Origin of the sequence: Nocardia otitidiscaviarum NBRC 14405 (assembly GCF_000308635.1) — a bacterium.
GTDB lineage: Bacteria > Actinomycetota > Actinomycetes > Mycobacteriales > Mycobacteriaceae > Nocardia > Nocardia otitidiscaviarum.
The window spans coordinates 83,027-96,929 of the sequence record NZ_BAGD01000281.1 but is presented as its reverse complement, the minus strand read 5'-3'; the positions used below and the strand labels follow the sequence as shown (position 1 = coordinate 96,929).

Genomic DNA, 13,903 nt, shown 5'->3' with positions numbered 1-13,903 from the left:
CGCTACTCCCTTCCCAACAGGGGCGCGGCGGCCAGGGCCGTGACCGCGCCGAGTACCAGTACGGACAGCCCGTAGACCACGAGAGCGGTTCCGGGCGCGAAGAATTGGCCCACCAGCCCGGCCACCATGGAGCCGACGGCGGTGCCGGTGACGGCCTGCACCATGAGCAGGCCGGACACCCGGCCGCGCAGCTCCTCGGGGGCCTGCTGCTGGAGCACGGTGTAGCGCAGCACCATGTTCACCGCGCGGGCCAGGCCGAATCCGGCGAGGCCGAGGAAGACCACGGCGGCGTGCGGCGCCAGTCCGGCCACGATGACGCCGATCGGCATGAGTGCCAGCGAGATCAGCAGGGCACGGCCGGGCCGGACGCTGCGCCCGATCCAGCCGCTGGTGAGCGAACCCAGCACCGCGCCCGCACCAGGGGCGGCGTAGAGCAGGCCGAGCGTGGTCGTGCCCGCGTCGAGATCGTGTTCGGCCAGGGCGGGCAGCAGCACCAGCGGGCCGCTCACCAGCATGGCGATCAGCCCGGTCAGTAGTGCGGCGCGAATCGCCCGGTGCCGCATCGCGAACCGAATGCCGATGACCAGTTCCCGCAGCGGATGCTGGATCTCGCGGGCCGGGGGCGGCTGCGGTCCGATGGCGCGGATCAGCCCGACCGTGGCCACGGTCGCACCGGCCGCCAGGAAGAAGGCCGGCCCCACACCGGTTTTCGCGATCAGCAGACCGGCCAGGGCGGGGGTGATCATGGTGCCCAGATCGGAGGTCAGCGCGGTGAGGGCACCGGCGGCGGCCACCTTCTCCCGGCCGACCAGCATGGGGACCAGCGCCATCAGCGCCGAGCCGCTGACGCCACCGGCCAGACCGTCCACCACGCCCGCGGCGTAGATGACGGCCAGGAACGGTTCCGGCAGTAAGGCGTTCAGGCCGAGCGCGAGGAAACCGAGTCCCGCCGCGGTGCGCGACCACTGAATGACATCGCGGCGGTCGTAGCGGTCCGCGATCACTCCACCCGCCAGACTTCCGGCGAACAGGGCGACCGCGGTGACCGTGGTAACGCCGGCGACCTGCAGCGAGGAGCCGGTCAGCTGGTAGACCTGCACGGGCAGGGCCACCATGAGCAGCCCGATCCCCAGCACCGATACCAGCCGGGCCGCGAAGGCGCAGCGGAACTCCCGGCTGGCGCGCAGGGGCGAGGTATCGATGAGCAGGCCGCCGACGGCTGTCACCGGAAGCGCTCCGCGAGCAGATCGAGGGTGGCCATCACATTGCGGTAGTCGGGGCGCTGGCTGGTGGCGGGCAGGTCGTAGACCTGGCCGGACCGGAAGGCCGGGAGCGCCGCCAGCATCGGGTCCTCCCGCAGCTGGGCGATGCTGCGACCGCCGTCGAGCTGCACGACGAACAGCACGGGCGCGTCGACCACGGTGGTGGTGAGTTCCGGGCTGAACGAGACCCAGTCGGCGGCCGCCGCGCGCGTGGGGTTGCCCGCCTTGGCCTCGACCTTGTCGTCGATGGTGAAGCCGACCTCGGACAGCAGTGCGGCCAGCGGGGTGCCGGGGGCGATGACCGAGGGCTTGAGATCCTTGCGCGACTGGAAGACCGACACCGCGCCCTGCGGCACCTTGATGGTGGACTTCACCTCGGCGACCTTGTCGTTGTACGAACTGATCAGGCCCTCGACCTCGGCGGACCGGTTCACCGCGTCGGCGACCGACTTCAGCTGGTCCTGCCAGTTGGTGAGGTTCGACGGCACCAGCACGGTCGGGGCGATGGCGGTGAGCTTGTCGTAGGCGTCGATGGACTGCTGGCCCGGGTAGCCCTGGCCGCCACCGATGATCAGATCCGGCTGCTGGGAGGCGATGAACTCCAGATTGATGTCGTCGCCGGAGGGCAGCACCTCGGTGCCCTGCGCCTTGGCGTCCTCCGCCCAGGCGGCCGGGAACTCACCGGGTTTCAGGGTCACGCCGAGTACGCGCGGGTCGGCGGCCTTCACCTTGGCGCCCAGATCGTAGAGGTACCCGGCGAGCGAGCCGTTGACGACGACGATGCGCTGCGGATCGGCGGGCACGCTCACCGCACCGCGGTCGGTCTGCACCTCACGGGTGCCGGATGCGCTCGCATCGTCGGCGGCGGAACTGCTACAGCCCGCCACCACCGCGATCAACGAGAGCAGGAACAGCGCGACGGCGGCGCGGAGGCGGGCCGTCATTCGGTACAGCGACATGGATGGTGTGTTCTTTCTTTTCTTCTTCTGGGGGAGGGTCATGCGCGGATCGCCGGATCGGCGTCCAGCAGCGCCGCGACCTCGGTCCAGCCGGTCGGGGACACGATGTCGACATGCGAGTAGGGCAGGCGGCGCACCACCAGCCGCGCGCCGTCGGCCAGCCAGCCGGACAGCTGGGCCTCGGCCCGACCGGGCTGGTCGCCGGTGTCGGCGGCGTAGAGGGCCATGGAGCCGTGGTAGCGCGGCGGCGTGGAACGGGTGACCATGTCCAGCAGCGCGGTCGCGGCGGTGCGCACGGCGGCCGCGAGTTCCGGTGCGTCCGAGGGGAGTTCGGGCAGCAACCGGTCCAGGTCGGCCGGTGCGGTCAGCGCTCGGGCGGCCTGATCGGTGAGCGTCGCCAGCGGGTGCGAATCCACCAGGCCCACATAGGCGAGCGACTCCCCCTCGGCTTCGAGAGCCGCTGCCATGGCATGCGCGATATTGCCGCCAAGCGAATAGCCGAGCAGATGGTACGGGCCGTTCGGCTGTATGCGCCGAATGGTGCCGAGATAGTGGCGGGCCAGCTCTTCCAGGGTGTCCGCGTGGAAATTCCGGTCCCGCAGGGCGGGCAGTTGCAGGCCGATGATCGGGCGGTCCGCGCGCAGCAGCCGGGCCAGCGGCCCGAACTGCCAGGCGGTACCGCCGACCGGGTGCACGCAGAACAGTGGCGCGGCCGAACCGGTAGCGCGCAGTTCCAGGACGTGGTCCAGACGGCTGCCGAGCAGGGCGAGACCACCGAGGTGGGCATCGACTCGGGCCGCGGTGCGCGCGTCACCCCCGGCTCCGTCGGTACTCCCGGCTCCGTACGCGCTCGCGGCATCCCGCGTACCCGCGACAACCGCCGCGCCCGTGGCGGGCGGAGCCGCAGCCGTGGCTGGGCTCGCATCGTCGACGTGGCCGCGCACGGCGTCGAGACCCCGCACCGAGCCGCGCGCGCTGATGCGGGCGGTGAGCGCGCGTGCTGTCGGGGCGGCGAAGATGTCGTCCAAGACGGTGTCGATTCCGGCGCGCCGCAGTCGCCCGGTGAGCCGGACCGCGGTGAGCGAGTGGCCGCCCGCCGCGAAGAAGTCGTCGTCCGCGCCGAGATCGGGTGTGGACAGCACCGCGGCCATGGCGGCGCGGATATCACCGAGCAGCGCTGTCGCCGCCTCCGGACCGGAGTGCTCCCCCACGGCAGCGCCCGCTGTCAGCACGGGGTCCGCTCCCGGATCCGAGTTCCCCGGCGCGGCGACATCCGCTGGCCGCGTGGACTCCCCCGCAGTCGGCAGTTCCTGTCGTGCCGTGGACCGATGCGCCGCCGTGCCGCCACCGTTCCGGGCGGGAGCCGAACCGCTGTCGGGCTTTTCGTGAGTGTGGGGGTGGCCGCCGGAGGCACCCGGGACTGCCGGGGCGGCAGGCTCGGCGTAGACCGGGACCGGCAGGGCCTTGCGGTCGATCTTCTCGCTGGCGGTGCGGGGGATCTGGTCGAGTACCACGTACGCGGCGGGAATCATGTACGCGGGCAGTGTGGTTCGTAGTTCGGCGCGGATCGTGTCGGGGTCGAGGTCGGCGGCTGAGCGTGGGATGAGGTAGGCCGCCAGGCGTTGGTCGCCGGGGGTGTCCTCGCGGAGCAGGACCGCGGCCTGCGCGATGCCCGTGCAGGTCAGCAGGGCCGCTTCGATATCGCCGAGTTCGATGCGCTGGCCGCGCAGCTTCACCTGGCTGTCGCCGCGACCGAGGTAGTCGAGTTCGCCGTTCGGGTTCCACTTCACCAGATCACCGGTGCGGTACATGCGGGCACCGGGTTCGTAGGGGTCGGCGACGAAGGCGGCGGCGGTCAGGTCGGGGCGGGACAGGTAGCCGCGGGCCAGCTGGGCACCGGTCAGGTAGAGCTCGCCGATGGTTCCGACCGGGACGGGGCGCAGTCGCTCGTCCAGGACGCGGGCCCCGGATCCCTTGGCGGGCTTGCCGATCGGCACCGACGCGGTATCGGCGTCGGTGGCCTCGTGGTAGGTGATGCACACCGCGGCCTCGGTCGGGCCGTACAGGTTGTGCACCCGTGCGCCGGTCAGTTCCCGCACCCGCCGCGCGGTGGCCGGGGGCAGCGCCTCCCCGCCGGTGATGACGCAGCGCAGGTCGGCGCACCCGGCCAGATCGGTCTCCTCGGCGAGCACGGTCAGCATGGAGGTGGTCATCTGCACGACGCTCACCCGCTCGGTGCGCATGAGTTCGGCCTGGTAGTAGGGATCGCGATGGCCGTCCGGGCGGGTGAGCACGATCCGCGCGCCGACCAGCAACGGCAGATACAGCTCCAGCAGCGAGGCGTCGAAAATGGGCGGGGTGCGGTACAGCACGGTATCGCCGGGGCCGAAACGCTGCTGTTCCCACAACCATTCGAAGGTGTTCACAATGGACTCGTGGCTGACTGCCACTCCCTTGGGCACGCCGGTGGAGCCGGAGGTGAACAGTAGATAGGCGGTATGGGCGGGCCGCAGCGGTGCGGTGCGATCGGCGTCGCTCAGTTCGGTGTCCGCGAATCCGGCGGTGTCGATATCGTCCAGAGATTCCAGAACCAGTGCCGGAGCGGCGGTGTCGAGTATGCGTTCGCGGCGCTGGGCGGGCTGGTCGGGGTCGACCGGCAGGTAGACGCCGCCGGAGCGCGCGATAGCGTGGGCGGCGACGACCGCGTCGATGGTGCGCGGCATGGTCACCGCCACCACGGTCTCGGGGCCGATACCGCGCGCGATGAGCCAGCGCGCCAGACGATTCGCGCGGGCGCGGAACTCGCCGTGGTCGATCGTGGTGCCCGCGAGCGTCACGGCCGGTGCCGTCGGTGCGACGGCGGTCCCCCAGTCCGCGAGCGTGCTGCCCCGCGTTTCCCGTCGCGCCGTCGCGGCGGCCAGCGTCGCGACCGTGGCGGTGGGATCGGTGACCAGAGCGGACAGTACGGCACCGAGGTGCTGGGCCAGGCGTGCCGCCGTCGCGTCCGCGACCGCCGCCGGGTCGTGGTGCAGCATCAGGCGGAACCGCTCGCCGGGGCGTGCGGTGACCGTGATCGGGAAGTGAGTGAGGCTGTGCACCATCACGTCCGCGACCCGCACCTCATGGGTATCGGGTTGGCGCAGGCCCGATTTCGGGAAGTTCTCGAAGACGACGAGGGTGTCGAAGAGTCGTCCGAGCCCGGCGGCGCGCTCGACGGTGGCCAGGCCGAGATAGCCGTGGGCCTGCATGTCGAAGCACGACCGCTGGATCTCACCGAGTTGCGCGGCGAGCGGCCGGTCCGCGTCCAGCCGCACGCGTACCGGCACCGTATTGCTGAACAGCCCGACGGTTCTCTCGACATCCGGCAGTTCGGCCGGGCGGCCGGAGATGACGGTCCCGAAGACCAGATCGGTGCGGCCGAAGTGCTCGGCGAGCACCATCGCCCACGCGCCCTGTACGAGCGTGTTCATGGTGAGGCCGTACTGGCGGCCCAGAGCCTCCAGGCCGGTGCCCACGGTCGCGGGTAGTTCGACGTCCTGACCGATGGCGGGCAGGCGTCGCCCCGCGGGGACACCCACCAGCGTGGGCGCGGGCAACCCGGTCAGGTAGTCGCTCCACCGTTCGACCGCCGTCGCGGTGTCGCGGCCGCCGAGCCAGGCCAGATAGTCACCGTAATACGGTGGGGCAGGCAGATTTCGGTCGTCGCCGTGGTACAGCGCGAGCGTTTCGCGCAACATGATCGGCACCGACCAGCCGTCGGCGAGCAGATGGTGGGCGATGAGCACAAGTCGGTGCGCGGTATCGGTCAGGCGGATCAGGACGACGCGCAGTAGCGGCGGTTCGGCGATATCGACGGGTTCGGCACCCGCGCGCAACTCCAGTTCGGCGGCGGTCCGCTCGGCCTCCCCGGCCGTGCGGTCGCGCAGGTCCACCACCCGGAAGTCGGCTCGCGGCACAGCCGGAACCACCTGGACCGGCTGATCGAAGTCCTCGTAGCGGAAGGCCGCACCCAGATTCGGGTGCCGGGCCAGCATGCGCTGGAAGGCCGTCGCCAGCCGGTCCGGGGCGACCGGCCCCTCCAGGTCGAATCGCGCCGTCATGGTGTAGACGTCGGCGTCGCCGTCGCGCAGTGCGTGGAAGAGCAGGCCCTCCTGCAATGGGGACAGCGGCAGTACGTCGGCGATCTCGCCGTAGCGGGCCGCCAGATAGTCCAAGCTCGCCCGCGGCAGCGTCAGGCCCCGCGCGGGTCGGCCGGGGAGCGCGGCCTCCCCGACAACCGTTGCGCTGGCGGCGAGTTCGCTCAGCGCCCGGCGGGACAGCAGCTCCTGCGGTGTCAGCACGAACCCGCGCTCACGCAGGCGGCTGCTGACGCTGATGGCGGTGATGCTGTCCCCGCCGACGCCGAAGAAGTCCTCGTCCACACTGACGGTGTCGTGGCCCAGCGCGGACCCGACCACCTCGCACACCGCGATCTCCGCCGGGGTGGACGGCGGGCGGCCGCCGGTGTCGGACGGCGGTTCGGGCAATGCCGCACGGTCGATCTTCCCGTTCACGGTGTGCGGCAGCGCGTCCACCACGACCAGTCGCGACGGCACCATGTGATCGGGCACCACATCCGCCAGCCGCGAACGCAATTCGACCGCGTTCGGCGCGGCCCCGGCCGTGACCACGTAGCCGACGAGCGTGGGTCGTCCGGAGATCTCACGAATGTCGGCGGCCGCCGCCCGCACCTCGGGCAGCGTCCCGAGCGCGGCCTCGACCTCCCCCAATTCCACGCGGTGACCACGGATCTTGACCTGATTGTCGACGCGGCCGACATACTCGTAACCACGGCCGGGCACCCAGCGCGCCCGGTCGCCGGTGCGGTACATGCGCGCGCCCGGCGGTCCGTAGGGGTCGGCGACGAAGCGGTCCGCCGTCGCGTCCGGACGGCCGAGATAGCCGCGCGCGAGCTGCGGCCCGGCCAGATACAGCTCCCCTACCCGATGATCGGCGACGGTCTGGAGAGCGTTGTCCAGCAGATAGATTCGTGCTCCCGGAACCGGCGAACCGATGACCGGGCGCGCGCCGTCGACCGGTGCGGTGAGGGCGTCGACGGTGGCCTCGGTCGGCCCGTACAGATTGACCGCGGGGATCCCCGCACGCCGCACGGCCTGCCACAGCTCCGGTGGGCACGCCTCCCCGCCGAGCGCCAGCAGTCGCGGGCCGATATCGGCCAACCCGTGCTCCAACAGCGCCGCCGCGAACGTGGGGGTTCCGTCCACGACGTCGATCCCGTCCCGCGCGAAGGCCGCGACCAGAGCGGCGGGATCACGCCGGATCTCACTGTCGTACACGTGGATACGGTGGCCGTCGAGCAGCCACAGCAGCGGATCGAGCGCGGCGTCGAAGGCGAACGACGTGGTATGCGCCACGGCCAGCGGGCGTCCGGCACGCTCGGCCGCCTCGGCGTACATCCCGGCCCGATGCGCGGCCAGCAGCCACGCCAACGCCCCATGCTCCACCAGTACGCCCTTGGGCCGCCCGGTCGACCCGGACGTGTAGATCAGGTACGCGCCGTGTCGCGCGTCCAGACCGCCGCCAGGCGACGACGGTTTCCGTGCACCTGCCCCCGTGCCGACGGCGAGAGCCGACACCGCGCCGTCCACACCGTCGCTATCGAATGGCGCGGCCGAGCACCGGTCGAGTTCGTCGCGGAATCCCACGGCGTTCATGTCCACGTATCGGAGCGGTGCGTGTCCGGGCTCCGGGCTCACCGCCCCGGACTCGGTGCCGTGAGGGTCCCGGGTGTCGGCCGCGACGGCCAGTCGGTCGGCCAGGTCGCCCGCGCCGAGTACCAGTTCGGGGGCGGCGTCATCGATGACGGCCTGCAGACGCGGTAGCGGGTGTTCGGGATCCAGGGGTAGGAATACACCGCCCGCGCGCCACACCGCGAACAGGGCCACCACCAGGTCCGGGGTGCGGGGTAGAGCGACGCCGACCACGACTTCCGGCCCCACCCCGCGGCCGCGCAGCCAGCGGGCGAGGCGGTTGACTCGGGCACCGAGTTCGGCAGCCGACCACGGGTTCTCACCCTCGTCGCCCGGTGCGAGCACCATGGCATCGGGTCGCTCGGCCACCAGACGGTCGAGAGCATCCGGCACCAGTTCGGCGCTGTCGGTCGCCGCCGCACCGGACCGGGCGGCCAGCAGCCGGGCGCGCTCCTCCCGCGCGATGATCTCCAGCGCCCCGACCGCGGGTTTGTCACCGCCGGTGAAGGCGTCGATCACCCGAACCAGGCCGTCGATGCGCCGCCGCACATCCTCCGGATCATTGGTGCGCGCATCGGGTTCGAAGCCGAGCAGCACCGTACCGTCGGGCAGCGGGGTGACGGTCAGGCCGAGGTCCTCCGGCGGCCCACCGGCCACATTGCGCAGGACGCCGCGCGCACCGTCGAAGTCCAGGGCGAAGTCGAAGACCTTGAGGTTGATGCCGACGCCGTGCAGCAGGTCGCCCGCGCCGTAGCCGTGGAAGTCTCGGGCCAGATCGTCACCGCTGTAGCGCTGGTGCGCCCGCACCGCACGCAACGCCTCGGCCACGCGCGGCCCGAGATCGTTCAGGCGGTCGTCGGCGCGCACGGGCAGGCGCAGCGGCAGCACATTCACGGCCATGGCCGGAGTGCTCAGGGCGGCCCGGCCGACCCGGCCCATGAGCAGCATGGAGACCACCACGTCGGAGGTGCCGAGTTGCCGGTTCAGGAAGGCCGCGTAGCTGGCCACCAGTACATCCGCCCAGGTGATGCCGTAGTTCTCCGCGCATTCACGCAGCCGGGTCAGCGTTTCGGCCGACAGCACGGCCTCGGCGCGCAGGGTGCGCTCCACCGCTCCGCCCACGTGGCGGCCGCGGCCGTCGAGATCGGGCCACGGGGTGAGCTGATCGCGCCAGAATCTGCGGTCGAGTTCGAATTGCGCACCGGCGCGGTACTCCCGCTCCTCCGCCACCAGTGCGGCGATGGTGCCGAAAGTGGGCTTGGGCGCGGGCTTTCCGCGTCGCAGCGCGGTGTAGTGCGCGGCCACCCGACGCGAGAGCAGGGCCGCGCTGTAACCGTCCACGATGAGGTGGTGGTAGAGCTGCACGCACCACACCTGGCAGTCGGTGACCCGGATGAGCGTGTAGTTGTACAGCTGCCGGTCCACCATGGCGCGGCAGTCCTCGGCGGCGCGCTGCCGTTCGAGGGCCACCGCCTCGTGGGCGAGCGCCACGGGTTCGGCGGCGGCGCGCAGGTCGATGGTCGGCCGCAGCACGGCCTCGGCATCGGTGACGAACTGCCGTGGCCCCTCGGCGGTTTCCCGGAAGCGCAGCCGCATGTTCTCGGCCTCGGCCACGGTGCGGCGGATGGCCTCGGCGAGCAGTTCGACGTCGACGGGAGCGTCGCCGGTGATCTCCAGCACCTCGCCGACCAGATAGCGGCCCGACTCGGGATCGAAGCGCTGAGCGTTCCAGATGCCCAGCTGCGGTCCGGTCAGCGGCAGTCCGAGAGAGGTTCTCGCATCATCCCGCTCCACCGACACCACGGCAACTCCCTTCATCAGCAACAACATTCGGCCCGCACCACCCCGGCGGACGACCAACCAACAGACAACTGAAGTAGGTTAGCCTAACTTAAGTTGCAATGGGGAAGCTTCGTCTCGACGCCCCCCGACCGGCGGTCGTCAACCGATTCGGGCCGCGCCGCGCGCCAGTGGAACGACCAGCGGCGCACCGGTTTCCGGATCGTCGATGACCCGGCAGCCGAGCGAGAAAACCTCCCGCACCAGCTCCGCCGTGACGATCTCGCCGGGCGGTCCGGCGGCGACCACGCGCCCGTCCCGCATGGCGATCAGGTGATCGGCGTAGCGGAAGGCGTGGTTCAGGTCGTGCAGCACCGCCACCACGGTGCGGCCGGATTCCCGATTCAGCGCCCGGCACAGATCCAGCAGGTGAATCTGATGGGCGATATCCAGGTAGGTGGTGGGTTCGTCCAGCAGGATCACCGGCGTGTCCTGTGCCAGCACCATCGCGATCCACACCCGCTGCCGCTGCCCGCCGGACAGTTCGTCCACCGGGCGCGCGGACAGTTCGGTCACGCCGGTGGCGGCCATGGCGGCGGCGACGGCCTCGGCGTCGGCCTGCGACCACTGCCGCAGCAGCGACTGGTGCGGATAGCGGCCACGCGCCACCAGATCCGCCACCCGGATACCGTCGGGCGCGGTGGAGGTCTGCGGCAGCAGGCCGATGCGCCGGGCCACCTCTTTGGCCGGATACGACGCAATGGCCTTGCCGTCCAACAGCACCGCGCCGTCCTCGGGCTTCAGCAGCCGGGCCAGCGCCCGCAGCAGCGTGGACTTACCACAGGCATTGGGGCCGATGACGACGGTGAACGTCCCATCCGGAATATCCACCGAGAGACCGTCACTGATCACGCGGCCGCCGTAGCCGAGCCGAACCCGGTCCGCACGCAGCCGCGCCGCGGCGGCGGCTGATTCCCCAGCGGTGTCGGCGGTTTCGTTCATCATCGCTTCCTCTAGTTCCGTCGCGCCTCGGCCACCAGCAGATAGGCCAGGTACAGTCCGCCGATCGAGGCGGTGACGACGCCGACCGGGAGCGTGGCGGGGGCGAAGGCGCGCTGCGCGATCCAGTCGCAGGCGACCAGCAGCAGCGCACCCATGGCGGCGGCCGGGGCGAGCGCGGTGGACGGGGTGCGCGCCAGGCGGCGTCCCAGTTGCGGTGCGGCCAGGGCGACGAAGGCGATCGGCCCGGCCACGGCGGTGGCGGTCGCGGTGAGCGCCACACTCAGCACGATCAGGAGCATGCGGGCCCGGCCCACCCGAATTCCGAAGGCGTGGGCCAGATCGTCGCCCAGTTCCAGCATGCGCAGCCGGGACGCGGCCGGGATCACGGCGATGGTCAGGACGGCCAGCATGAGCAGCGCCGGACCGACCTGCGGCCAGGACAGGCCGTTCAGGGAACCCGCACCCCAGGCGGCGGCCGACATGGCCGAGTGCAGATCGGCCCGCAGAATCAGCCAGGTATTGACCGAGGCCAGCATGGCACTCACGCCGATACCCACGATGATCAGCCGGAAGCCGGAGACATGGTGCCGGAAGGCCAGCAGTTGAATGGCCAGCGCCGCACCGAGACCACCGATCAGCGCACCGGCCGCGGTCTGGAAGTTGCCGCCGCCCAAGGTGAGAATGACGATCAGCGCACCGGTGTAGGCCCCGGTGTTGAATCCCACGATATCCGGGCTACCCAGCGGATTCCGGGTCACCGACTGCAGGATCGCACCGCTCACGCCCAGCGCCGCGCCGAGTGCCAGGGCCAGCAGTACCCGCGGGAATCGCCACTCCCACACCACCAGTCGGTCGAAGCGGTTGTCACCGGCGAACAGCGCGCGCACCACCCGATCCGGTGGAATGGCGTAATCGCCTGTGCCCAGCGCCAGTACGGCCATGCCCAGCGCCGTGAGGAGCAGCACCGCGCACACCACGGCGGTGCGCAGCCCCATCCGGGCGCTGCGGCCGCGGGCGCGCACCACCAGGGTGGTCCGGCCGAAATCGATCTCCGTGCTCATGCCGCACCCGCTCGGGCGCGACGGGCCAGCCAGATGAGTACGGGTGCGCCGAGGAAGGCGGTCACCAGACCCGCGGGAACCTCGTCACCGGGAATGAGGATGCGGCCCAGCACATCCGCTCCCAGCACCAGGGTGGGCGCGAGCAGCAACGAGTAGGCGATGATCCACCGCTGGTCGGGTCCGACGATCCAGCGGGCGATGTGCGGGACCGCCAGTCCGATGAAGGTGATGGGTCCGACAGCGGCGGTCGCGGTGCCGCACAGCAGGGTCAGGGCCGCGGCGGTGAGCAGCCGGGTGCGGGTGACGCGCACGCCCAGCGCGTGGGCCAGATCGTCGCCGAGGGCGACGGCATTGAGCGAGCGCGCGGCGATGACGGCGGCCACCAGTCCGACGGCGATGAAGGGCGCCGCCCCGGCGATGATGTCGTAGCCGCGCCCGGTCAGCGATCCGGAATCCCACTGGCGCATCTCGTCGAAAGCCTTGGCGTTCAGCAGGATCAGGCCCTTGGTCAGGCCGGTCAGCACTGCGGTGACCGCCACGCCCGCCAGGGTCAGGCGCACCGGATCCGCACCCTGCCTGCCCGCGGTGCCCAGGCGGTAGACCACCAGCGCGATGAGCGCGGCACCGATGAAGCCGAACCACACGTAGGAGGCGATATCGGTGACGCCGAGGAAGGCGACCGCGACGGTGATCGCGAAGGCGGCCCCGGCATTGATGCCGAGCAGCCCCGGATCCGCGAGCGGATTGCGGGTGAGTCCCTGCATCAGGCAGCCCGCGACGCCGAGTGCGATGCCCGCCAGCAGGCCGAGCAGGGTGCGCGGCAGGCGGTACTCGGTGACGATAAGCCGGTCCGACGAGTCGCCGCCGTGCCACAGGGCTGCCCACACCTCGCCCACCGCAATGGATTTCGCACCGATGAGCAGGCTGAACAGGCAGACCAGCGCGAGCACCGCACCGGCCGCGAGCCAACCCCGCCAATGCCGGGTGGGCGCGGCGGCGATTGCCGGAGCATCGCTGGCCGTGCTGAGGCTTTCTCGCGGTCTGTCCATCGGGGCTTTCTCATCAGCGCGTCAGTGCAGGTCACGCGGCACGTCAACGACTCCGGTCACAACAAGCGAGGTTAGCCTAACCTACGAACCGGGGGCTTTGTCCAGCCGCGCGGATATCGAGGACCGGTACGGCGAATCCTTCCAGTCTTAGCGAACTTGCTTGCCCACCAGGCTCTTTCACAGCAGCACTGTGATACATCCCATATTTGTACACCGTACGAGCCCTATTCCCGGTGCTGGTGGTGGTAGTCCTTCCCACTGCTAGACGCGAGTCGGTTCCCGGTCGCTGCGAGTTGTCCGAGAACGCGATTCGATTCCCCCACCTGATGAGGAAACCCCCACGATGCGAAAACTCCTTGCTGCCTCCGCGCTGGCAACCGCCGCCCTCGGGCTGGCCAGCGGTACGGCGACCGCCGACACCTTCGTCCCGCTGCCGGACGGTGAGACGGTCGGACCCGGCGTGACCATCAAGCGGGTCGCGGAGAGCGCCCTGATCTCGCCGTCCATGGCAGCCAACGGCGCCGGACGCGTGGCCTGGGTGAGCGGCACCGTGCTCGCCGACGTGACCGAGACCCCCAAGGGCGACCCCAAGCCCTTCGTCGGCGGCAGCGGTGCGCCGGGTACCAACAACTCCTCCACGCACGGCTCCTCGCGCATCAACACCGGCTACATCATCGGCTGCCAGGTCAGCATCGCCGACAACGCCATCTCCGCCGGCGTCTCCGGTGGCATCACCACCACCGGCATGAACGCCGGTGGCTCCATCTCGGTGAAGATCGGCCCGGGCGAGGTCAAGTTCGTCGGCGTCGAGGGCTTCGACATCGTCGAGGCGGGCCAGTACCACGTCAGCTACAAGGATGTGGAACTCCAGATCCAGGGCTGCGCCGGATACGCGCAGGCGCGCGCCTACACCGTGGTCGAGATCATCGGCACCAACTACTCGAAGACCACCCTCTACGGGGCTCCGTTCAGCATCGGCTGACACCGGCCGTCTTCGTCGATCCCCCTCGTGCTGAACAGCATTCACGCTCCGAAAGAGAC

7 protein-coding genes are annotated in these 13,903 nt (G+C 70.8%); 1 reads left to right on the top strand and 6 read right to left on the bottom strand.

Annotation, left to right across the window (positions count from 1 at the left end; genetic code table 11):
- Positions 1–2 precede the first annotated feature (2 nt).
- From entS to ON31_RS33640, 6 genes are all read right to left on the bottom strand, one after another.
- Positions 3–1,226 (bottom strand): enterobactin transporter EntS, encoded by a 1,224-nt coding sequence (gene entS / locus ON31_RS33665; protein ID WP_039819255.1) that lies wholly within the window; start codon positions 1,224–1,226, stop codon positions 3–5.
- Complete coding sequence (locus ON31_RS33660) at positions 1,223–2,206, bottom strand: ABC transporter substrate-binding protein (RefSeq protein ID WP_255222368.1); 984 nt, start codon at positions 2,204–2,206, stop codon at positions 1,223–1,225. The genes entS and ON31_RS33660 overlap by 4 nt, the downstream gene beginning before the upstream one ends.
- Positions 2,207–2,259: 53 nt before the next feature.
- The gene (locus tag ON31_RS33655) at positions 2,260–9,789 is read right to left on the bottom strand and encodes a non-ribosomal peptide synthetase (RefSeq protein ID WP_169335065.1); all 7,530 of its coding nucleotides are present in this window, start codon (positions 9,787–9,789) and stop codon (positions 2,260–2,262) included.
- 123 nt (positions 9,790–9,912) lie between these two features.
- A complete protein-coding gene (locus ON31_RS33650; RefSeq protein ID WP_039819398.1) occupies positions 9,913–10,752 on the bottom strand; it encodes an ABC transporter ATP-binding protein in 840 nt (279 codons plus the stop codon).
- An 11-nt stretch (positions 10,753–10,763) separates the two neighbouring features.
- Positions 10,764–11,813 (bottom strand): FecCD family ABC transporter permease, encoded by a 1,050-nt coding sequence (locus tag ON31_RS33645; RefSeq protein WP_039819251.1) that lies wholly within the window; start codon positions 11,811–11,813, stop codon positions 10,764–10,766.
- Positions 11,810–12,862 (bottom strand): FecCD family ABC transporter permease, encoded by a 1,053-nt coding sequence (locus ON31_RS33640; protein ID WP_039819249.1) that lies wholly within the window; start codon positions 12,860–12,862, stop codon positions 11,810–11,812. Before ON31_RS33640 ends, ON31_RS33645 begins: the two co-directional genes overlap by 4 nt.
- 343 nt (positions 12,863–13,205) lie before the next feature.
- On the opposite strand from ON31_RS33640, the gene ON31_RS33635 reads away from it, so the two are divergent.
- Positions 13,206–13,844: an MspA family porin gene (locus tag ON31_RS33635; RefSeq protein ID WP_029931915.1), complete on the top strand. Its 639-nt coding sequence runs from the start codon at positions 13,206–13,208 to the stop codon at positions 13,842–13,844.
- Positions 13,845–13,903 lie beyond the last annotated feature (59 nt).

Excerpts from the sequence above, each read along its gene's own strand:
- ON31_RS33660 (WP_255222368.1), bottom strand. The coding sequence starts at position 2,206 with ATGACGGCCCGCCTCCGCGCCGCCGTCGCGCTGTTCCTGCTCTCGTTG.
- ON31_RS33645 (WP_039819251.1), bottom strand. The coding sequence starts at position 11,813 with ATGAGCACGGAGATCGATTTCGGCCGGACCACCCTGGTGGTGCGCGCC.
- ON31_RS33640 (WP_039819249.1), bottom strand. The coding sequence starts at position 12,862 with ATGGACAGACCGCGAGAAAGCCTCAGCACGGCCAGCGATGCTCCGGCA.
- ON31_RS33635 (WP_029931915.1), top strand. The coding sequence starts at position 13,206 with ATGCGAAAACTCCTTGCTGCCTCCGCGCTGGCAACCGCCGCCCTCGGG.
- ON31_RS33650 (WP_039819398.1), bottom strand. The coding sequence starts at position 10,752 with ATGAACGAAACCGCCGACACCGCTGGGGAATCAGCCGCCGCCGCGGCG.
- ON31_RS33655 (WP_169335065.1), bottom strand. The coding sequence starts at position 9,789 with ATGAAGGGAGTTGCCGTGGTGTCGGTGGAGCGGGATGATGCGAGAACC.